Annotated in this window: 18 protein-coding genes and 2 pseudogenes; 5 read left to right on the forward strand and 15 right to left on the reverse strand. The window is 70.6% G+C overall.

Translation table 11 applies throughout. The features are described from left to right. Nucleotides 1-61: 61 nt before the first annotated feature. A pseudogene (locus ACIBCA_RS01195) lies at nucleotides 62-1,317 on the reverse strand (phosphatidylglycerol lysyltransferase domain-containing protein). A gap of 243 nt (nucleotides 1,318-1,560) precedes the next feature. Between ACIBCA_RS01195 and ACIBCA_RS01200 the strand changes: the two are divergent. Further along, nucleotides 1,561-1,731, forward strand: a complete 171-nt coding sequence (locus ACIBCA_RS01200; protein WP_396280665.1) for a hypothetical protein — start codon at nucleotides 1,561-1,563, stop codon at nucleotides 1,729-1,731. A 312-nt stretch (nucleotides 1,732-2,043) separates the two neighbouring features. On the opposite strand, the gene ACIBCA_RS01205 is transcribed toward ACIBCA_RS01200, so the two are convergent. Genes ACIBCA_RS01205 through ACIBCA_RS01220 form a run of 4 tightly spaced genes read right to left on the reverse strand, consistent with a single transcriptional unit; the run spans nucleotide 2,044 to nucleotide 7,013 of the window. After that, nucleotides 2,044-3,804, reverse strand: a complete 1,761-nt coding sequence (locus tag ACIBCA_RS01205; RefSeq protein ID WP_396280666.1) for an amylo-alpha-1,6-glucosidase — start codon at nucleotides 3,802-3,804, stop codon at nucleotides 2,044-2,046. 48 nt (nucleotides 3,805-3,852) lie between these two features. Then, nucleotides 3,853-4,725 (reverse strand): carbohydrate ABC transporter permease, encoded by an 873-nt coding sequence (locus ACIBCA_RS01210; protein ID WP_396280667.1) that lies wholly within the window; start codon nucleotides 4,723-4,725, stop codon nucleotides 3,853-3,855. Continuing rightward, the gene (locus ACIBCA_RS01215) at nucleotides 4,722-5,714 is read right to left on the reverse strand and encodes a carbohydrate ABC transporter permease (RefSeq protein WP_396280668.1); all 993 of its coding nucleotides are present in this window, start codon (nucleotides 5,712-5,714) and stop codon (nucleotides 4,722-4,724) included. Before ACIBCA_RS01215 ends, ACIBCA_RS01210 begins: the two co-directional genes overlap by 4 nt. Nucleotides 5,715-5,774: 60 nt before the next feature. Beyond that, the gene (locus ACIBCA_RS01220) at nucleotides 5,775-7,013 is read right to left on the reverse strand and encodes an extracellular solute-binding protein (RefSeq protein WP_396280669.1); all 1,239 of its coding nucleotides are present in this window, start codon (nucleotides 7,011-7,013) and stop codon (nucleotides 5,775-5,777) included. Between the two features lie 296 nt (nucleotides 7,014-7,309). On the opposite strand from ACIBCA_RS01220, the gene ACIBCA_RS01225 reads away from it, so the two are divergent. Both ACIBCA_RS01225 and ACIBCA_RS01230 read left to right on the forward strand, forming a co-directional pair. Further along, nucleotides 7,310-8,350 (forward strand): LacI family DNA-binding transcriptional regulator, encoded by a 1,041-nt coding sequence (locus ACIBCA_RS01225; protein ID WP_396280670.1) that lies wholly within the window; start codon nucleotides 7,310-7,312, stop codon nucleotides 8,348-8,350. Nucleotides 8,351-8,868: 518 nt separating this feature from the next. Then, on the forward strand, nucleotides 8,869-10,692 hold the full coding sequence (locus tag ACIBCA_RS01230; RefSeq protein ID WP_396280671.1) for an RICIN domain-containing protein: 1,824 nt from the start codon (nucleotides 8,869-8,871) through the stop codon (nucleotides 10,690-10,692). Between the two features lie 165 nt (nucleotides 10,693-10,857). On the opposite strand, the gene ACIBCA_RS01235 is transcribed toward ACIBCA_RS01230, so the two are convergent. The 4 genes and pseudogenes from ACIBCA_RS01235 to ACIBCA_RS01250 form a co-directional block, all read right to left on the reverse strand. Beyond that, complete coding sequence (locus tag ACIBCA_RS01235) at nucleotides 10,858-11,016, reverse strand: hypothetical protein (RefSeq protein ID WP_396281241.1); 159 nt, start codon at nucleotides 11,014-11,016, stop codon at nucleotides 10,858-10,860. Further along, nucleotides 10,967-11,290: pseudogene (locus ACIBCA_RS01240) on the reverse strand (hypothetical protein); the annotation flags it as partial. The gene ACIBCA_RS01235 and the pseudogene ACIBCA_RS01240, both read right to left, overlap by 50 nt. A 725-nt stretch (nucleotides 11,291-12,015) precedes the next feature. Beyond that, nucleotides 12,016-12,669, reverse strand: coding sequence for a pyridoxamine 5'-phosphate oxidase family protein (locus ACIBCA_RS01245; RefSeq protein WP_396280672.1), 654 nt, complete (start codon nucleotides 12,667-12,669; stop codon nucleotides 12,016-12,018). A 29-nt stretch (nucleotides 12,670-12,698) separates the two neighbouring features. Next, a complete protein-coding gene (locus ACIBCA_RS01250; RefSeq protein ID WP_396280673.1) occupies nucleotides 12,699-13,742 on the reverse strand; it encodes a zinc-dependent alcohol dehydrogenase family protein in 1,044 nt (347 codons plus the stop codon). Nucleotides 13,743-13,946: 204 nt separating this feature from the next. Here ACIBCA_RS01250 and ACIBCA_RS01255 point away from each other — a divergent pair, with 204 nt between their 5' ends. After that, nucleotides 13,947-15,677: a GAF domain-containing protein gene (locus ACIBCA_RS01255; protein ID WP_396280674.1), complete on the forward strand. Its 1,731-nt coding sequence runs from the start codon at nucleotides 13,947-13,949 to the stop codon at nucleotides 15,675-15,677. On the opposite strand, the gene ACIBCA_RS01260 is transcribed toward ACIBCA_RS01255, so the two are convergent. The 3 genes from ACIBCA_RS01260 to ACIBCA_RS01270 form a co-directional block, all read right to left on the reverse strand. Further along, on the reverse strand, nucleotides 15,674-16,672 hold the full coding sequence (locus ACIBCA_RS01260; protein WP_396280675.1) for an Acg family FMN-binding oxidoreductase: 999 nt from the start codon (nucleotides 16,670-16,672) through the stop codon (nucleotides 15,674-15,676). The two genes, ACIBCA_RS01255 and ACIBCA_RS01260, sit on opposite strands and share 4 nt — an antisense overlap. A 16-nt stretch (nucleotides 16,673-16,688) precedes the next feature. Continuing rightward, nucleotides 16,689-16,988 carry an SHOCT domain-containing protein gene (locus tag ACIBCA_RS01265; protein ID WP_396280676.1) on the reverse strand — a complete coding sequence of 100 codons (300 nt, stop codon included), beginning with the start codon at nucleotides 16,986-16,988 and terminating at the stop codon, nucleotides 16,689-16,691. 101 nt (nucleotides 16,989-17,089) lie between these two features. Then, a complete protein-coding gene (locus ACIBCA_RS01270; RefSeq protein WP_396280677.1) occupies nucleotides 17,090-17,791 on the reverse strand; it encodes a response regulator in 702 nt (233 codons plus the stop codon). A gap of 316 nt (nucleotides 17,792-18,107) precedes the next feature. On the opposite strand from ACIBCA_RS01270, the gene ACIBCA_RS01275 reads away from it, so the two are divergent. After that, nucleotides 18,108-18,347 (forward strand): MBL fold metallo-hydrolase RNA specificity domain-containing protein, encoded by a 240-nt coding sequence (locus ACIBCA_RS01275; RefSeq protein ID WP_396280678.1) that lies wholly within the window; start codon nucleotides 18,108-18,110, stop codon nucleotides 18,345-18,347. 5 nt (nucleotides 18,348-18,352) lie between these two features. Here the strand turns inward: ACIBCA_RS01275 and ACIBCA_RS01280 are convergent, their stop codons facing one another. The 3 genes from ACIBCA_RS01280 to pflA form a co-directional block, all read right to left on the reverse strand. Further along, on the reverse strand, nucleotides 18,353-19,441 hold the full coding sequence (locus tag ACIBCA_RS01280) for a hypothetical protein (RefSeq protein WP_396280679.1): 1,089 nt from the start codon (nucleotides 19,439-19,441) through the stop codon (nucleotides 18,353-18,355). A 100-nt stretch (nucleotides 19,442-19,541) separates the two neighbouring features. Next, nucleotides 19,542-19,895: a hypothetical protein gene (locus ACIBCA_RS01285; protein WP_396281218.1), complete on the reverse strand. Its 354-nt coding sequence runs from the start codon at nucleotides 19,893-19,895 to the stop codon at nucleotides 19,542-19,544. Beyond that, on the reverse strand, nucleotides 19,892-20,635 hold the full coding sequence (pflA, locus tag ACIBCA_RS01290; RefSeq protein ID WP_396280680.1) for a pyruvate formate-lyase-activating protein: 744 nt from the start codon (nucleotides 20,633-20,635) through the stop codon (nucleotides 19,892-19,894). The genes ACIBCA_RS01285 and pflA overlap by 4 nt, the downstream gene beginning before the upstream one ends. Nucleotides 20,636-20,692 lie beyond the last annotated feature (57 nt).

Raw genomic sequence — 20,692 nt, forward strand, 5'->3', positions numbered from 1 at the left:
TTTCGTAGGAGGATGAGGGCCCGTCCGGTCGGGCGGGTTCGGCCCGCCGACCAGCGGGTGGCTACGGCCGACCGGCGGGTTGGCCGGATCCCGGCGGGCAGTCAGAGTTGGGGCGTCGCGTCGCTCCGGCACCGGTCGGACGCATCCCCCGGGCGCGGCTTCGCGGGTCTCGCGCTCCCGGCTCCCCGCGAAGTCGGGAGCGCCGAGGCCCCGGCAGTGCGGGGACGGTCAGGAATCCTTCGGCGCGGGCGCTGGCGATGCCGATCAGCGGGATCTCGCCGCTCTTCTCGAACAGCAGGTAACGCGGCTCCCAGATCGGCCGGTACTTGGCGTTCGCCCGGTACAGCGACTCGATCTGCCACCAGCGCGAGAAGAACCCGAGCACCGAACGCCACAGCCGCAGCACCGGCCCGGCGCCCAGGCGCGAACCGCGCTCGAAGACCGAACGGAGCATCGCGAAGTTCAGCGAGACCCGCTTGAGCCCCACCTCCTCGGCGCGCTGCAGCAGCTCGATCCCTGCTTCTCCAGCAGCGCCCGCAGCCGCGTCTCGTCCTCGGCCGTCTGCAGCTCCGTGCCGCGCGGACTGCGGAAGGCGACGTACACCACGGCCAGGAACAGCACCGCGCCCATCACGTTGATCGCGGTGTCCGACCAGGTGGGGAGGGAGATCACGTCGACCGCGTGCGAGGAGGGCTCGACGGTGACCATGCCGGCGACCGCGTACCCGAAGCGGTCGGCGAAACCGGCACCGCTCAGCTCGTTGGTCGCCTGGACCAGCAGCGCGCCGACCGTGCCGCCCGCGAGCAGGCCGCCGGCGAAGGCCGCCACGGCCGCCTTGGGGTTGGACCGGTCGCCCTTGGCCGTGAACTCCCGGCGGCCGATCAGCAGGGCCAGGAAGAACGCGCCGGTGAGGGCCGTGGACAGGTAGTTGAAGGCGTGCGCCCCGAACCGGTCGCCGGGCACCGCCAGCCCGGCCACGTACAGCAGCAGGAACAGGCCGGAGAGTACGGTGTTGAAGATCCACGCCGCCCGCTTGCGCCGGCGCATCGCCACCGCGAGCAGCAGCGAGAGGAGCGCCGAGGTCAGCCCGGCGGTCACCAGGTACGGGGTGACGTACTCGCCGTCGTTGTGCGCCTCCACCTGGTCGCGGAAGGGCGCGGCGAGCACCGCCACCAGGTTCAGCAGGGCGACCAGCCGCAGGTACCAGACCGTCGAGGCGGCGGCGCGCTGCCGCAGCCTGCCGGTGGGGCGGGCGGCTCGGGGCAGGGGGTTCGCAGACACGCCTCCACCCTGGCGGCGGGCGGCCGCGGATCCCATCCGGCGGGAAGCCGGGGGGACCCCGCCGGATGGCCGCCGCTTCTCCGCTGGTCGGCGGGAGCAGCGGCGGCCGTCCCCGGCGGCGGCCCAGGTGGCTGGTTGCCGGGAGGTCTTCCGTGGCCGTGGTGCCGCCGGGCGATGCTGCGGCAGGCGTTCGGCGGGGGCCGCCCGGCCGGTCGGCGGGGGAAGCACGGAAGCCCGCCGGATGGTTCGCGCGGGCCGCGGACGGCGAGATTGGCGCCCATGACACCCATGGATCCCACGCAGGCGTCACCACCGTCGAACGCCCCTGCCGGGCCCGAGCCCGCCGCGTCGGCGAAGCCCGCGTCCATCGGTCGACTGGTCGGCGTGGACCTGGCCCGCGCGCTGGCCGTGCGCGGGCTCGGCTACCGGCTCGTGACCGACGGAACATAACCGGGTCCGGGGCCGGTCGGTGAGCCCGCTCGGATGCTGACCGCCGAAGCCCGTATCCGCAGACTGCGCTGGCGCCTGACGGCGCTGTTCGCGCTGACCAGCGCCCTCGCTGTAGGACCGTCGCGTACGAGATCTTCCAGGGCGTCGGCGTGCCGAGCGCGCTGTTCGTCCCGACCGCGTGCGGTGAGCTCCGGCCGGGGGCAGTCGTCGCCTCTTGCCGAGGAGGCGCCAGATCTGGTGCTCTCCCATGGGGACAGGGGCTCCCGGGCCGGGGCGGCCCGGGAAGTGTGGGGCTGTCCCGGAGCGGACGGCTCAGCCGAGCACGGGCTCGGCCGGGGTCCGGTCGGCCGTGCGGCGGCGGGCGTCGGCCTGCGCCAGGAGGAGGTAGGCGGCGGCGGTCCAGGTGTAGGCGCGGTCGCGCAGACCGGCGCCGGTGAGGGCGTCGAAGTTCTCGGCGAAGCCGGAGGTCTCGCACAGCGCACGGAAGCGGGCGCTGACCTCGTCGGCGAGGTCGGTGTGGCCCGCTCGGCGGAGTCCGTCCTCGATCAGGACGGTCGAGGGTGCCCAGATCGGGCCGCGCCAGTAGCCGTCCGCTTCGTAGAAGGGTGAGGCGGGGTGTTCGGTGGCCAGGCCGTGATCGGTGAGGTGGCCGTGGATGCGGTCGGCGAGCTTGGCGCCGATGGACTCCGGCAGGTGCTCGCCGAGCACGATGGGCATCAGGTCCAGCAGGCTGCGGCTGTGGGTGGTGGTGCCGGTGTGCGGCGAGCGGGCGAGGAACCGGTCGCCGTCCCACAGCCGGTCGAGCAGGGCGGCGAGGACGGTGTCGGCGAGGGTGGTGAACTCGTCGGCCTCCTCCGCGCGGTCGAGTTCGCCGGCCATCCTGGCGAGTTCCTTGAGCTGCAGGACGAGGAACGAGGCCAGATCGGGCGCCTCGACGAGACGACGGGAGTCGAAGGTGGTCGCGTTGTCCCAGCCGCTGTCGTTGCCGTGGTGGTAGTGCGGCAGCGCCGAGCCCGGGACGCGGCGGGCGTCCAGCCAGAACCGGGTCCAGTTCCTCAAGCCCTCGTACGCCGAGGTGAGTTGCCGGCTGGTCAGCGGTTGCGGCAGTGCTTCGCGCATGCGGTGCAGGGCCCAGCCGTGGATCGGCGGTTTGACGAAGTTGTAGAGGACCTCGGAGTGCGTGACCGAGTCCGGCAGGGCCCCTCGCTCGTCCTGGTGGTCGAACGGCAACTGGAACTGGTCCCAGGCGAGTTCAGGGGAGGCGGGGGCGACCGCCAGGGCGTTGAAGCAGTGGTCCCAGCTCCAGACCTTGTCCATCCAGTGCTTCGACATCAGGATGCCGGGGCGCTTCAGGAAGCCCTCGGGGCGGACGGTGGCGGACCACAGGACGTAGGCGGCGAGGTCGGCGGCGGGAGCGGTGTCCGCGAGGGGAACGGCCAGATCCCGGTTGAAGGAGCGGAAGGCCGCCCGGGCGCGGTCGGTGACCGTCTCGAAGCCGCCGGTGGTGGCGTAGGGGGCGCGGGCGCTGTCCATCTCCTCGATCACGGCCTCCCACCCGGGCTCACCGCGCAGGGTCAGGCGCCGGTCGGCGTCGGCGAGTCCCTCGGCGCCGGCGGTGTCGGCGACGGCGCCGGACAGCAGGGTGATGCGGTAGCGGCGTCCGGTTTCGTAGGAACTGAACTGGTAGGAGCCGTCGACCGGGTCGCGGTAGAGGTAGGTGCCCGTGAACGGGGTCAGCTTCCCCTCGGCGGGGGTGATGGCGAGGGACAGGTTCCGGCCGCGTACGCGAAGGGCCTGGGCGTTCTCGTAGGCGAACTCGACGAGGCCTTCCGCGGCGGCGACGGTGAGGAGGCCGGGCGTGGGGTGCCAGGCGGCCGGCGCCCGGTTCCCGGTGTCGGGAACGACGGGCAGCAGGCGCAGGACGGCGTGCATGCCGTTCTTGTGGGAGACCAGGTGCAGGTCGCGGCTGCGCGTGTGCAGTGCGGTGACCGGCGACAGGTTGAACCAGGACCCGTAGTGACTGAACGGTATGTCCTCGAGGGCGAACGCCGGGCCGTGGGCGATGTCGGTCAAGGCAGAGCTCACTTCTTGGTCGGAGGTCGGGTAGGCGGCATCGGACGGTCAGTCCTTGACCGCTCCGCTGGTGACGCCCGCGGCGATGTAGCGCTGGGCGAGGACGAGGATCAGGGCGGTGGGGACGGAGGCCACGACGGCGGTCGCCATGATCGCGTTCCACTGCTGGTTGTTGTTGCCGATGTAGTGGTAGATGCCGAGCGTGATCGGCTGGTCGGCGCCGCCGTTGTCGAGGGTGCTCGCGAAGACGAAGTCCGACCAGGACCACAGGAAGGCGAAGAGGGAAACGGTGACGACGGCGTTCCGGCTCATCGGCAGCACGATCGACAGGAACGTGCGCACGGGCCCGGCGCCGTCGATCTGGGCGGCCTGCACGAGCTCCCCGGGGATCCCGGACATGAACGCGGTGAAGATCAGCACGCCGAACGGCACCGCGAGCGTGGAGTCGGCCACGATCAGCCCGGGCACGGACTCCATGAACCCGAGCTTCACGTAGATGCTGTAGAAGCCCATCGCCATGATGACACCGGGCACCATCTGGGCCACGAGCATCAGGAACGACACCAGGCCGCCGCCGCGGGGCCGCAGCTTCGCCAGTGCGTACCCGGCCGGCGCGGCAAGGGCCACGGTCAGTACCACGGTGCCCAGGCCGATGAGCAGGCTCGTTGCCAGGTAGGGGAGTTGCTGGCTCAGGACCAGCCGGTACCCTTCGAGCGTCCCGTGGACGGGCAGCAGGTCCGGGGTGGCCTTGCGCATGTTCCGGTCCTGGGTCAGCGAGACGTTGACCATCCAGTAGACCGGGAAGAGCATGACCGCGGTGAACAGGACGCCCAGGGCGGTCCTCCACCACCCGCGGCTGCGGGGGCGGCGGGACGCCGCGGTGCGGGTGGGGCGCGGGCCCGGCGCGGTCGCGGAGCTCATGAGGCGTTCTGCTTTCGCTGGACGCGGACGTACAACAGGCCGAAGGCCAGGGCGATCAGGACCAGGAGGTTGCCGACGGCGGAGCCCGGGCCGAAATGGGGCAGCAGGTTGCCGAAACCGAGGCGGTAGGACCAGGTGGCGAAGGTGGTGGACGCGTCGTTGGGACCGCCCTTCGTCATGATCCAGATGATGTCGAAGACCTTCAGCGTGTAGACCAGCCCCAGCAGCAGCGTGATCGCCGACACCGGACGCAGCAGGGGGAAGGTGATGCGCCAGAACCGCTGCCAGGCGTTGGCGCCGTCCAGGGCCGCGGCCTCGTACAGCGAATCGGGGATGGTCTGCAGCCCGCTGTAGAGCACGACCAGGTTGAACGGGACGCCGATCCAGATGTTGGCGACGATGACCGACAGCAGCGACCACGAGGGCGACGTCAGCCAGTTGACCGGGCCGACGCCGAACGTGTGCAGCACCGCGTTGACGACACCGGAGTCGCTGTTCAGCATCCACGACCAGGTGGATGCCGACACGATCAGCGGCAGCAGCCACGGCACCAGGAACAGCGCCCGCAGGACGGACGACAGCGGGAAGTGCTTGACGAAGAACACCGCGAGCGCGAGCCCGATCGCGTACTGGAAGAACAGCGAGACGCCGGTGAAGACCACCGTGTGCACCAGGGCCGGCCAGAACGTCGGGTCGTGGACGACGTCGGCGTAGTTCCGGAGTCCGGTGAACGGGGCGTCGCCCTGGACGAACGACCGCACGGTGTAGTTGCGCAGGGACAGGTCGATGTTGCGGTACAGCGGGTAGGCGTAGAAGACGGCCAGGTAGATCACCACCGGGGCCAGGAACGCCCAGGCGGTCCACTGCTGCGAGCGCGGCCTGCCTCCCGGCGCCTTCCCGGAGGAGGCGGCCGGTGCGGGTGCGGCTGTCCTCGCACCCCGTCGGGCCCGCCCGGGCGGAGCCGCCGCCGTCTGCGTGGTGTCGGTCATCAGCGAGAGGTCCTCCGTGGACGGGCCCGCGCGGCTGCGGCGGAACCCGGGGTTGCCGGATTACTTGGTGGCCGCGGCCTGGGCGGCGCTCAGGGCGTCCTTCGGCGACTTGGCACCGGTCAACGAGGACTGCACGGCACCCCACAGCTGCTCGGAGATCTTGGGGTACTTCGTGCCCAGGTTGTCGCTGGTGCGGCCCTTGGCGGCGGCGACCGCCTGCGCCCACACCGTCAGGTCGGGGTCGGCGGCGACCTGCTTGTCCTGGACGGCCTTGGCCGGAGCCACGTAGGACAACGTCGTGTCGGTGGCCACCAGGTTCTCCGCGCTGGTCAGGCAGGACACCAGCTTGGCGCTGGTGCCGTAGCGGGCCTTGTCGCCCTGCACCGGTACCGTGACGAACTCGCCGCCGGTGGGTGCCGCGGCGGTGCCGCCGTTCATGGCGGGGATCGGCAGGATCCCGTAGTCGAAGCCGGCCTTCTTCGCGTTCGCGAGCTGCCAGGTGCCGTTCTCGGCGAAGGCGAACTGCCCGGTGGCGAACTCCTGCCAGCTGGTCGTCTGGGTGTTGTTGATGACCGAGTTGGGCGCGTAGCCGCTCTTGAGCCAGTTCTGCCACAGCGACACGGCGGACACGGCCTGGTCCGAGGAGACGTCGGTCAGCTGCGCCCCGGAGCCCCAGTACCAGGGCAGGAACTGGAAGCTGCCCTCCTCGGTGCCGATGGCGGAGAAGGTGATCCCCTTCTTGCCCGTGGCCTTCACCTTCTCCAGGGCGGCGTTGAGCGAGGCCCAGTCCTTGATGCCCGCCGGGTCGACCCCGGCGGCCTGGAGGACGCTCTTGTTGTAATACAGGGCCAGCGTGTTCGCGCCGATCGGCGTCCCGTACGTCTTGCCACCGTTCTGACCGGCGCCCAGCAGGTTGGGCAGGACCTGCGAGGTGTCGATCCTGTTCTCGTCGGTGCCGGTGAGCACACCGGCCTCGGCCAGCGTGGACACGACCGGGTTGTCGACGATCAGCACGTCCGGCGATTTGCCCTGCTGCGCGGCCAGGAGTGTCTTGTTGGTCAGGTCGCTCGTGTCGAACGCGGTGCGCTTGACCGTCACACCGGCCTGCGTGCCGCAGGTGTTCAGCAGCTTCGCCCAGTCGGAGCCGGAGTCGAACTGCGGGTACGGGTCCCAGATCGTGTAGGTCCCCGAAGCCGCGTCGGACGAGCCCGCGGATCCGCTGCAGGCCGAGGCGCCGGTGATGACGACCGCGACGGCCAAGGAGGCGAGTGCGAGTCTGCGAGAGGCGGTTCTGTTCATGGCGCGTGTCCCTTTCCGACCTGCGGCGTTGCTGGGTCAGAGGAAGCGGGCGGAAGCTCCGGATGCGTTACGCGGAGGTGTCGAACCGGTTTCGCGAACCGGTTCGACTGGGAACCTAGGCCGAGCTGTGGCTGCCGTCAAGAGACATGTGAGCGTTACCAATTGCACGGCCGTCCCGTTTAGGTCTCGCCGTAGGCGTGTGACACCGCCGGTCAGGACGCATCTGTGCCACGTGTAGTCGAACCGGTTCGTTCAGCCCTAGGATGGCGGCCACGACAGGGCCACGAGGGAGCGGAATGAACATCGGCGAGATCGCACGCCGCGCAGGAGTGTCACGCAGCACGGTTTCCTACGCGCTGAGCGGCAAGCGGCCTGTCTCCGAGGCCACGCGCAAGCGCATCCAGTCCGTCATCGACGAACTGGGCTACCGCCCGAACGCCTCGGCCCGCGCCCTCGCCGAAGGCCGGACCCGCACGATCGGCCTGGTGATCCCGCCGGCCAGCAGCCGCCTCACACACATGCAACTGGACTTCGTGGGCAGCGTGGTCGACGCGGCCGCGAAGGCGGACCTCGACGTCCTGCTCTCCCCGTCGGGCGGTGACCACGACCGCTCCTTCGAGCGGCTGGTGTCGGAGAGCCGCGTGGACGGTGTGATCCTCATGGAGATCCGCCTGGAGGACGCCCGCGTGGACCGCCTACGGGAGGCGCGCATGCCGTTCGTCGGCATCGGCCACCCGGAGAACGACCCAGGCATGTTCTGGGTCGATGTCGACTACGCCGGGCTGATCCACCACTGCGTTCGGCACCTCTCCGACCTCGGGCACCGCCACATCGCCCTGCTGAACCGCTCTCCCGAACTCGTCGCCGCCGGCTACGCGCCGGGTCACCGGGCCAGTGCCGGCTTCAAGCAGGCGATCACCGAACTCGGCCTTCGGGGGATCGAACTGCTGTGCGGCGATGACGCCCGCTCCGGCCAGGAGTGCATCGCCGGCCTGCTCGCAGAGCATCCCGAGGTCACCGCACTCGCGACGATCAACGAGGCCGCACTTCCGGGGGTCCAACGCGCGCTGGAGGAAGCGGGATTGGCAATCCCCAGAGACTTCTCCCTCACCGGCGTCGTCGCCAACCAGTGGGCGGAGGACTTCCGCCCCCCACTCACGGCGGCGGACATGCCGAGCGATCAGATGGCCGCACGGGCCATGTCCTTGCTCGTCGAGATCATGGGCAATCCGTCGACTCCGGCCCAGCACATCCTGATGAGCCCCCCGATCTCGCTGCGCCACAGCACCGGCGCGGCTCCCGCGGATTCGCTCGGGCCGATGATCCGTCAGGAGTGATGCGCCCCACGGCCGGGAGCAGTGCGGTCACCGGTGGCGGGACGCCTGGGTCGCGCGCCGCCCCTGATTCCGCATGCCCCGGTGTCGGGGTTCCTGGAATCGGGGATATGTGTGCGTTAACAATAGTGAGGTGTGATGTCTTGACGCCGCGTCGGTGCGTGACCATAGTGATGCCCGTTGCGGCGCTCCAGAGCCTCCAAGGCCTCAGGCGTGTTGCCCTCGCTAGCTGTTAGCGATAACAATCGGCACATTCCTTCCTCTGCCTCACCCCGTGAAGGAATCGCGCCCTCGGCGAGAAGAACGGCTTCGCCGAGACGTCAACACCCCCATCGGCGAAGAACTTCGCGACCGCGCCTGCACCCGCACCTGCCTCAGCGCCCGCACCGCCAGCGGTTGCCCCTGCTCCTGGCCGAGGACCGCACCAGGCGCAGCCACCCCCAGAGCGACGACCGCCGGAGCTCACCGCACCGGTAGGTCGCCGAAACCACCCCCCACCCCATTCAGTCGGGAGAGCCGCCATGCAACCGCACCGCCGCAGACTGGCCGTCAGCCTCGTCGGCCTGCTCACCACCCTGGCCGCCGGGATCGTCCCCGTCACCAGCGCGCACGCCGCCGACACCGGCGTGAGCGTCGACTTCTCCGCCACCGGGGCCGCCCCTGGCTACCGCGCCTCGGGCACGATCTACGGGCTGACCCCGGACGGGTCGCTGCCGCCGGACCACTTCTTCCGAGACATCAAGTGGCACGCCGAGCGGGCCGGTGGCGCCCAGCTCAACGGCGGCGGCTACGCCACCAGCCTCGCCGACTACCAGACCCGCTGGAACGCCACCCTCGCCCAGTACCGGCGTACCGTCGCCCTCGGCGGCACGTTCGTCATCCTGCCGCACGACCTGTGGGGCGCCGACGGCACCACCACTCAGCCCTTTCCGGGTGACAACGGCGACTGGAGCAAGTTCGACAGCTTCGTCAGCCAGCTCATCTCCGACGTCAAGGCCAGCAACATGACGGTGGAGTGGGACCTGTGGAACGAGCCGGACCTCAGCGGCTTCTGGGGCCGGTCCCAGAGTCAGTACCTGCAGATGTGGTCGCGGTTCTACGCCGCCGTGCGGGCCAACGTTCCCGGGCAGCTCATCGTCGGCCCCAGCGTGGCCAACGCGCCCGACCCGTCCAACTCCTGGTGGACCACCTACCTGAACCACGTCAAGGCGAACAACGTCGCCCCCGACATCTACAGCTGGCACGCCATCCCGCACGACCCCGTCCCGGCCGTCAGCAACGCCAACGCGATCCTGGCCGCCGCAGGCCTGACCAACACCCGCCCGTACCAGATCAACGAGTACGCCGGGACCGAGCAGCAGAACCCCGGTGGCGGCGGCTGGTTCATCAGCCGCCTGGAGCGGGCCGGCGCCGATGGCCTGCGCTCCAACTGGGGAGGGGGCCCCGGCCTGCACGACTACGCGGCCGGCCTGCTCACCAAGAACAGCTCCGGTCAGTACCTGCCGAAGGGCGAGTGGTTCCTCTACCGGTACTACGGCTCCCAGACCGGAAACATCGTCAACCTCACCCCCGGTGCCAACACCGACGGGCTGGCGACCAAGGACAACGCCGCGCGCAACGCGAAGATCCTGCTGGGCGACAACGGCAACACCGGCAACGTCACCGTGAGTCTCAACCGCCTCGACACCACCTCGGTGGTGGAGAACAGCCAGGTGCGCGCGATCGTCCAGCGCATACCGAACAACGGTGGCGGCGCGGTGACCGGACCGGTGACGGTCTCCGATCAGACCCTGACCGTGAGCAACAACTCGGCCTCGGTGAACGTGCCCTGGACGGACGCCAAGGACGGCTACACCGTCACCCTGCTGCCGCCGTCCAACACCACCGTCTCCACCGTCGCCGTCGTCCAGCACAGCGGCCAGTGCCTGGACGACACCAACCTCAGCACCACCGACGGCACCCAGTACCAGCAGTACAACTGCGAGGGCGGCTACCAGCAGATGCTCGACCTCAAGCCGGTCGCCGGCCGCGCGAACACCTACACCGTCGTCAACGAGCTCAGCGGCAAGTGCCTCGACGTCTCGGGCGCTTCCACGGCGGACGACGCCGCCGTCATCCAGTGGACCTGCAGCGGCGGCACCAACCAGATGTTCACCCTCCAGCCTGTCACCGCACTCGGCAACAGCCAGGACTACCAGCTCCTGGCCGTCCACAGCGGCAAGTGCGTCGACGTCAGCGGCGTCTCCGCCACCCCGGGCGCCCTCATCCACCAGTGGACCTGCGACCCGGCGAGCAACCTGGCCAACAAGAGGAACCAGATCTGGCGCCTGACTGGCAAGGCATGACCTGCCGCGCATGCTCTCCGGAAACCGGGTTCACGATCCTGTGACCGGCATCGGCTGACGGTGCGTCGGCCGAGCCCCCCGACGGCCCGGCCTCCGGGCCGTCGGGGGGCTCGTCGAGCAGGGGTCGCCTGACGCGGCACTAGGTGTGCATCTGCTGGAGCTCGGTTACACCTGGGTCTCGGTCTTCTGCTTGAGGCGTTCGTAGGGTGTCTGGCCGCCGCGAGCGCCGTGTGGGCGGTGGAAGGCGATCTGTTCGCGGAGTTGGTCGGCCTGATCACGGGCCGCGACCTGCCGGGCCTCGATCTTCTCCAGCAGCTCGCGCATGCGTGCCCCCACTCGCTTTGGGTGGATCTCGCCAGGTCAGTGCGGCTACGCCGGTGAGTCGGCGGGTCATGATGCCGGTCATCGACCAGTAGATCATCGAGGCCGAACTGGCCGGGAGGGCCTCGTAATCGCGGGCCAACCGCCGGTGGAGCATCAGCGTGCCCAGGGTCTGCTCGACCACCCATCGCTTGGGAACCGGCGTGAACCCCTTGACCTGCGGATTCCGCTGGACGACCTCGACATCGATGCCCAACTTGGCGCCTTGCTCGATCACGGTGGGCCATCCGCTCGTCGCGGCCGGGAAGGATGCCGGACTGGACCAGGAGGTTGCGCAGATACAGGGCGGAGACCCGATTGGGGAAGGTGTCCAGAAGTTCGCGGGTCAGCGGGTATCCGCCGGCGAGCAGTTCGCGCAGGAGAGCGGCGCCGCTGTTCTCCCGGTGCAGCCGGTTCATCACCGAGGGCGGGTTGGCGACTTGCTGGAGTGCCGCTACGAGTGGAGCGAGGAACGTCTCGCACGCCGTGTCGCCGAACGCAGCACGCAGTTCTCCGGGCATCGCACAGCGGTGGCACTGGTTCTTGTGCCGGTTGTCGCCGCTCTTGCCGCAGGTGGCGCATGTGTAGTGCCGGTCGGTGCCGGCGCACGGCCCGCAGGTCCTCACGGCCGGCCGCCGTGTTCCACACCGTCTGGAACAGCGACCCCGCCGTCAGGTACCACGGCGGCAAGCCGTCCAGCCCGGCCAGGCGCTCCAGTACCGCCCGAACCGACTCGTTCCGCAGCGCGATCGACGCGAACGCCGCCGCCTGCTCGTCGTACGACGCGGAGTCGGCCAGCCGTCGAAGGCTCTCAGGCGTCACACATGTGTAGATGGGGTTGTCACGGACAACCGCGTAGTCCGAGAACACCCGTCAGACCCTGCCACAGGAGCACCGTTGATCGCCTTGCGAACCGCCGCTTCCGTCAACCGAATTGGACGCTGCTGACCGCCGGAATGGCGTTCACGCCGTACCGATCCGGCGGCCGGTGATCTCGTTCGACCGGATGCGGACCCACAGCGGGCGGGAGCCGCCTGCCCAGGGCGTGGCGCCCGGCAGCGTCGAGAGGCGCTGCTCCTCCTCCGGGTCCTCGATACGGTGGGCCTCACCGTGGAGGAGGACGCTCCAGCCCCGGATCCGGCGGTCGTCGATGTGGTCCACCTGGAACGAGACCGGCGAACCCTCGGGCGGGGCGGCGGCGCCCCCGGGGGTCGTGCGGTAGGCGATCGTCCTCACATCCACCACGTAGTTGACCGGGAGCACCACCGGCGCCGGCCCGCCGGGGAGGCCGATCCGGCCGACGCCGTGGGTGCCGATCAGCTCCCAGCATTCCGGTTCCGTGAGGTGCCGGAGCATCGGGCGCGAGCCGGGCCCGGCCTGCCCCGGCGGGGCGTCGGGCCGGTGGTCCGAGGCCAGCTCCGGCCAGGTCGTTCCGAGCGCGGTGGCGATACGGACGAAGGCGTCCGGATCGAACTCCGGCCCGGATTGCAACAGAAGCCGCAGATAGGACGGAGCCATGGCGGCACGCTGGCACAGCACCTGCTCGCTGAGGCCGAGTTGACGGCAGCGCTCGAGGATTCGACGGGCGACACCTACGGGGTCGGGGTGGTCGTCCATGGCAACTGCTCCTATGAGTTGAAGAGAAGTCACGTCCGGAAGAGCGCGACCTTGAGGGCCCCGGTGTCGGCCGCGTCGGCGAACACGTCGTACGCCTCCTGCATCTCGTCAAGACCGAAGCGATGGGTGACCAGCCCTGCGACGTCCAGTCGGCCGGCAGCCAACAGGTCGAGCAGCAGCGGAGTGCTGTCGGTGTCGACCAGGCCGGTGGTGATGGTGACGTCGCGGATCCAGAGGTCTTCCAGGTGGAGGACGGCCGGCTTGCCGTGGACACCCACGTTGGCGACCCGACCGCCAGGCCGCACCAGGCGGGCGCACAGCTCGAAGGACTCGGGCACGCCGACCGCCTCGATCGCGACGTCCACGCCGAGTCCGTCCTTGCTCAGGGCGCGTACGGCCTCCGGGGTGGCCTCGGCCACGGTCAGCGTGGTGTCCGCGCCGAAGCGCTTGGCGGCGTCGAGGCGGCTCTGGGCGAGGTCGACGGCGATGATCCGGGACGGGCTGTAGAGCCGGGCGGTGAGGACAGCGGCAAGGCCGATCGGCCCGGCGCCGACGATCACGACGGTGTCGCCCGGGCCAACCCGGCCGTTGCGTACGCCGACCTCGTACGAGGTGGGCAGGATGTCGGCGAGCAGCAGGGCGTCCTCATCGCCGACACCGTCCGCCAGCTTGTAAAGGGAGGTGTCCGCGAACGGGGTGCGGACGGACTCGGCCTGGCAGCCGTCGATGAGGTGGCCGAGCACCCAGCCGCCGCCACCGGTGCACTGGCCGTACGTCCCGGTGCGGCAGTATGCACAGCGGCCGCAGGCGGAGATGCAGGAGATCAGGACACGGTCGCCGACCGCGACCGTACGGACACCCGGGCCGGTGTCGGTGACGGTGCCGACCGCTTCGTGGCCGAGGACGCGGCCCTGCTCGACCTCGGGGACGTCGCCTCTGAGGATGTGCAGGTCGGTGCCGCAAATGGTCACCGCGTCCACCCGGACGACGGCGTCCTCCGGGTCGCGGACGACCGGGTCGGGAACGTCGCCCCAGGTACGGCGGCCGGGTCCGTGGTAGGTGAGCGCCTTCATGCCGTATTCACTCCTCCGGAGGTGGAGCCCCGGATCATCGGAGCTCGGTGTTCCGCTTACTCCTCCAGCGTTCGACACGGCAAGGCCGCTCACCAGGGGCCCGGTGGGTCCTCCCGCTGGGCCGATGGGCCCTGTCACACCCGACGCGGCGCCGGCTCCGACCCTAGGCTGGTCAGAGGCATCGGGCGAGCCGCGGAGGATCCCTTGGCCGGCGCACCGGAGAGCAGCGCATCGGAGTCGGACTCCCCCGTGCCGAAGCTGCGGCTCGACGAGCTGCTGGAGGAGCTCCAGGCGCGGCTGGACGCCGCGCGGGGGACGCGCGACCGGGTGCACAGCCTGCTGGAGGCGGTGCTGGCGGTCGGACGCGACCTGGAGCTGGCCCAGGCCCTGCGGCACATCGTGGAGGCGGCGGTCACCCTGGTGGACGCCGAATACGGCGCGCTCGGGGTGATCGGCGAGGACCAGCGGCTGTCCCGGTTCATCCCGGTCGGTGTCACGGACGCGCAAGTCGAGCAGATCGGCGATCTGCCGTCCGGGCACGGAATCCTCGGCGAGCTGATCCGCCACCCCGAGCCGCTGCGGCTGGCCCGGATCTCCGACCATCCGGCCTCCTACGGGTTCCCGGCGGACCACCCTCCGATGGGCTCCTTCCTGGGGGTGCCGATCCGGATCAGGGACAAGGTGTTCGGCAACCTCTATCTGACCGAGAAGCGCGGTGGCGGCGAGTTCGACGCCGAGGACGAATCGGTGCTCGCCACCCTCGCCGTCGCCGCCGGGGTGGCGATCGACAACGCCCGGCTCTACGACCGGGCTCGGCAGCGGCAGCGCTGGCTGGAGGCGAGCGCCGAGGTCACCAGCAGCCTGCTGTCGGGCAGCGCGGAGCAGGAGGTGCTGGACCTGCTGCTCGCCCGGGCCACCGAGCTCGCAGGCGCGGACCTCGCCGTCGTCGCTGTGCCACTCCGCGAGGGCCTGGAGCTGGAGGTGCGGATCGCGGTCGGACTCGGCGAGGAGCGGCACCGGGGCCTGGTGCTACCGGTGGAGGGGTCCTTCGTCGGCGCGGCCGTCCGTACCGGCGGGCTCGTGGTCAGCCCGGACGTCCGGAAAGACCCGAGGATCACGGCCGGACCGCCGCGCTGGGAGGGGCTGGGCCCGGCCGCCGCCGTTCCGATCGGCACCGCCGATCGCGGCGTCCGGGGCGTGCTGATGCTGGCCCGAGCAGCTGGCTCGCCGCTGTTCGAGGAGGGCGAGTCCGGGCCCCTGCTGGGCTTCGCCGGACAGGCGGCGGTGGCCATGGAACTCGCCGAGCGCCGCCGCGACTCCGAGCAGGTGGCCCTCCTCCAGGAGCGCGACCGGATCGCCCGCGACCTCCACGACCTGGCCATCCAGCGTCTCTTCGCCACCGGCATGACCCTCCAGGGCGCCACCCGCTTCATCGAACACCCGGAGGCCATCGACCGCGTCCTGCGCGCGATCGACGACCTCGACGAGACCGCCAGGACCATCCGCGCCACCATCTTCGGCCTGCGCCTGCGCGAGTCCGGCCCTGCGGCGAGCGGCCTGCGCGCCCGCCTCGTCGAGGTCGTCGAACGCGCCACGCGTTCCCTCGGGTTCGCCCCGGCCCTGCGGATGAGCGGCCTGCTCGACGCGACCGTCCCCGCCGAGATCGCGGACGCCGCCGTCGCCGTCCTGGAGGAAGCCCTCTCCAACGCCGCTCGCCACGCGAACGCCGACGCCGTCGAGGTCTCCGCGACCGCCGACGACAAACTGACCCTCGCCGTCACGGACAACGGGATCGGGCTGCCCGAACACGGCCGCCACAGCGGTCTCGCCAACCTCGCCGACCGCGCCGCCGCCCTGGGCGGCACCTTCACCGCCCGCACCCGCCCCGAGGGCGGCACCGAGCTGGTCTGGCGGGTCCCGCTACCCGACGATTAGGCGTCGGGCGTCGGTTCTCCACGGTCCAGCACCGCACCGACCGCCAGGCGGGGCGTGGGCGCGCCCTCGGGGCCGTAGCCGAGGCGGATCAGCATCTGGGCGTGGCCGGGGCCCTGATGCGGGTCGCGGGCCTCCCAGCGGAGGTAGGGCCACTCCATCGCCTGGTGCAGCAGGGAGGCCCGGACGCCGTGAACGGTGGCGGCGAGCAGGACGTGTTCCAGGGCGAGCCCGGCGCGCAGCCAGTCCTCGGGGCTGTCGTGCTCCGTGGTGAGGACGGCGATCCGCGGCTCGCGTTCGAAGCGGGCCGGGGCCTGGTGCTCGGCGGCGCGGAGGGCGGCGAAGTCGCGCATCGGCAGGTGGCCGGCCAGGTCCTGCGGGCCGAGTGCCGCGAGCGGGATGCCGTAGGGCGGGGCGTCACCGGTGTGGATCCAGCTGCGGCTCTCGGTGCGCTGGGCGTCGTCGGTGGTGTTGCGGCGCTCGGCCTCGGCGGTGAGGTGGAGCAGGCGGGCGGTCTCCGCTTGGTCGGGCAGGTGGAGGGTGGCGTCCTCGGCGCGGGCGGCGGTGGCGAGTTCGTCGAGGACGGCCGACGGGACGGGTTCGCCGGTGAACGGGGTGCGGATGGAATGCCGGTGGAAGATCGCCCGGTACAGCTTCTCGGTGTCGGGGACGGATGCGGCGGCCACCCCGTCGAGCCGGACGGCGGCGAGCAGGTCCGGTTCGGCCGGGTCGGGCAGCAGGCGCACCTCGGGCGCCCAGCCGAGGCGGCGGGCGGCGACCCGCAAATTGAGGACGGCAGTGCCGACGGAGATGTGCAGGGCCCGGCCCTGCGGGTCGGCGGCGGGGACGGCCCGGGTGCGGTCGGCCCGGACCTCGAGGATCGAGGTGGCCGGCTGGAGGTGGAAGCGCCAGGGCTGGCTGTTGTGGATCGAGGGTGCGGCGACCGCGGCGGAGACGAGCTTCTCCAGGGCGGCGGCGTCGAGAGCGAGGGTGGGCATGACGGCCTCCACGGCGTCAGGCGGGCGGACCGTCGCCGCGCAGGGTGGCCAGGCGGCTGCGGTACTCGTCGGGGTCGATCTCGCCGCGGGCGAGGCGCTCCGCGAACAGCCGCTCCGGTGTGGGCCGTTCGGGCGATGACGTCGGAGGCGGTGGGGTCGAGGGCGGCGGCGGACCGGCCACACGGTGCTGCTCGGAACGCCCGAGGTACCTCACCAGCGCGACCACGCCGAAGGCCACCAGGCCCCAGAAGAGCAGCATGCCGACGGTCATGAGGCCGATGCCCCAGCCGTTCATGCCGTTGTTCCAGTACATCATCGCGGGCTCCTCGACCGGGTGGAGTGGGGCACTTCCACCGTGCGGCCGGGGCCGGGGGCCGCGCGTGGGCCGTTCGACTCAACGTCCGGGGCCGGACGGGCTCAGCGCGGGTGCGGCTGTGGGTGTGGCTGCTGGCGCTGGTGCTGCTCGGACTCGGTCTCGGCGTGGGCGGCGAGGACGGCGGCCTGGAGGCGGCGCTCGACGCCCAGCTTGGCGAGCATCCGCGAGACGTGGTTCTTCACCGTCTTCTCGGCGAGGTAGAGCTCCTGGCCGATCTGCCGGTTGGTCTTGCCCTCCCCCACGAGGACGAGGATCTCGCGTTCGCGAGGGGTGAGCCCGGCGAGAGCGACATCGGTCGCGCTCTCCTCGTGGTGGCGCAGGCTCTCCATCAGCTTGCGGGTGGTGGCCGGGTCCAGCATGGACTGCCCGGAGGCCACCGTGCGCACCGCGCTGACCAGGTCGGCACCCTTGACCTGCTTCAGGACGTACCCGGCGGCCCCGGCCATGATCGCGTCGAGCAGGGCGTCGTCGTCGTCGAAGGAGGTGAGCATCAGACAGACGAGCTCGGACATCCTGTCGCGAAGGTCCCGGCAGACGGTCACCCCGTCACCGTCCGGGAGGCGAACGTCGAGGACGGCCACGTCCGGACGCAGCGCCGGCACCCGGGCCAGGGCCTGGGCGCAGCTGCTCGCCTCGCCGACCACCTCGATGTCCGGTTCGGCCTCCAGGAGGTCGCGGACGCCGCGCCGGACGACCTCGTGGTCGTCCAGCAGGAACACCCGTACGGGCCGGGGCGTGTCCATGGCCTGCTCCTGGGATGCGCGGGCGGTGACACCACCGATTCTGCGCGTCCCCGCCGTTCGGCGCACCGGGTCGGCCGTGCGGGACGGCGTTGGGCGGGCACCAGGAGCAGGGCTTCTGGGCCGCCCCGGGTCACGCTGCGGCTGTGAGCCGGAGTTCGACGCCCACCACGCCGGGCACGGAACGCACCAAGCACTCCAGGACGGCGGCGGAGACGGTGTCGGGCAGCCCGCCGGTCAGGGTGATCCGGCCCTGCTCGGAACGGACGTCGGTGCCGACCCCGGCCTCCGGGCCGAGGGTGGCGCGCGGGCGCTGAAGATGTACGGGAGCTACGTGCCGGTGCGTGCCGAGGTCGTCAACGTCCCCGCCTTCTCCGCCCACGCCGACGCCGACGCCCCCGAGATCATCGAGTGGCTGCGCACCGCCCCGCCACCGAGCACCGACTACCTCGTCCACGGCGAGCCCGAGGGCTCGGAGGCGCTGCGCGACCGGATCGACCGCGAACTCGGCTGGACGGCCGTGGTGCCACGCTCGGGCGAGCGGGTCCTCGTCCGCTGACCCCTCTAAAGGGAGACATCAACCCAGGGCTCACACGCGGCCCGAATTCCCCTGACCTGGGCGACCGTACGAAGATCACCACCCGCCAGGACGCCCTGAGCAATATCCTTCAACCTCAGAACAAGGTCATCCTTCTTGTCCGGATGGATCACCTCGGCACCGAGCCGCTTGAATCCGGTGCTGATTCTCGTCCCAAGAGCCAGGTCAAGCCGATCAATCGCCGCCGACAGCTCATGGCGCCGATCGTTCGGGACGGCAGGATCGGGCGCCTCGAGATGCGCCTTGATCCCAGGCACGCCTGCCATCACGCAGTCGGCTTCGCGGACAATCTCCGTGCACACCTTCCGTGCGCGAGACGCGACCTTGTTGATCGCCACCAACGCCGCGAGCATGATTGTCCCGCATATCGCGACCCGACTGGCGAAAGTGAACCCGGGACGGGGAATGCCGGATATCATCAAGCAGCTGCCCATGGCCAAGGCGATGATCATGACCATGTGAAGGAAGACTTCCATCCGCAGGTGGCTGGCCAGCCGTGATGGCCACACGACAGGCCCATCGAAGATGATTCTGGCGCAACACCGAAGGAAGGCGAAAAAGATGAGGACGACGCCTGCAAAAAATCTGTTCGACAGGGCGACAAGCGCACATGCAACACCGGTGAGAACAAGAGATGAAACAGAGAGCACCGATACGATCGAATAATTCCCAATGGCCTCCGACAGTCTTCCACCAAGGAATCCGAAGGGATTCCCTGCCGCCGCCGCATATATCAGAAAAGCAATCAACCCCGCAGCAATGACAAGCCATCTCCAATCAACCTGGAAGCCGGAAGCGGGATGCACCCCAATTGACGCCTTCCAGGAAAGCAGAATAGGAATACCCGAGACAATTGCTGACCCTACAATCGAACTCAGCCACTCGATAATCCGTGTCCGACGCCGCTCGCTGGATGGACTCCCCTGGCTCCCACGGTCGGCAGAGCCTCCTTGCTCGGCCTTCTCCTCGACACCCTCCTCGGCCTCGGTTGCATCTTCGGGGCGGGCGCCTCCGGACACCGCTTCCTGCCGAGGATCTTCTGACTCCGATGACATGACGATCCTCCTCCGGCTCGGAGCATCAGTGCCAGATTCGCATCAGCTCTTGGCTCCCGCGCGACGGGGTGGAACCGGAAGCCGGGCCGAGCGAGAACTCTCAAACCCTTCCGCCACGACCCTTCGAACGACCTGCCGTTGTCAGAAGGCCAGCGCATCGATGTCGTCGACGTCCCAGGTGAGGTGGTCGGCGAGGCCCCGCCCAGGGGCCGAGGAGCCTCCGCGCGGGGGCGAGGAAGAGGTCGAGCGGGCTTGCCCCGGCCGCGACGTCGACGGCCCCGGCGCCGTTGCCGGCCACCACCGTCCAGGCCACGAAGGTGTAGAGCACGCCGAGCCCGACCACCACCGCCAGCGTCGCCCGGGGGACGATCCGCTTGGGGTTGCGGGACTCCTCCCCGTACATCGCCGTCGACTCGAAGCCGAGGGCTCGCCCCCCTACGTCCGGGTCGGTCAGGCGGTGCGCAGGCCGTGGGCCTCGAAGGCGGCGCGGGCGCGGGCCGTCTGATCAGCGGTGGGCGGTGGGGTGTCCGCCAGGGTGGAGGTCAGGCCCAGGGCGCGCCACTTGGCGAGGCCGAGGCGGTGGAAGGGCAGGACGTCGACGCGGGTGACGTTGCCGAGGGAGGCGGTGAAGGCGGCGACGCCCTCGACGTTCTCCGCCGGGTCGGTCAGGCCGGGGACGAGGACGAAGCGGACCCAGACCTCCTTGCCGAGGTCCGCCAGGCGGCGGGCGAAGGCCAGGGTGGGGGCGAGGGGCCGGCCGGTGAGGTGCCGGTAGAGGACGCGGTCCCAGGACTTGATGTCGAGGAGGACGAGGTCGGTGTCGGCGAGCAGGTCGTCGGTGGCCCGGACGCCGAGGAAGCCGGAGGTGTCCAGCGCGGTGTGCAGGCCGAGTTCGTGCTTGAAGCGGTGCAGCAGCTCTCCGGTCAGGGCGGACTGGAGCAGCGGTTCGCCGCCGCTGACGGTGGCGCCGCCGCCGGAGGCGCGGATGAACGGGACGTACTTGGCCGCCTCGGCGACGATCTCCTCCGCCTCGACGCGCCGCCCGTCCCGCCGGCGCCAGGTGTCGGGGTTGTGGCAGTACAGGCAGCGCAGCGGGCAGCCGGACAGGAAGGCGACGAAGCGGGTACCGGGGCCGTCGACTCCGGTGGACAGGTCCCAGGAGTGGAGCCTTCCGGCGGGCGGTGGCGAGGTCATGGGGGTCTCCGGTGGAGGTGTGGTGCCGACAGCGGGTGCCGGCACCACACGGCGAGG

The sequence above is a fragment of the Kitasatospora sp. NPDC051170 genome (assembly GCF_044455705.1).
GTDB lineage: Bacteria > Actinomycetota > Actinomycetes > Streptomycetales > Streptomycetaceae > Kitasatospora.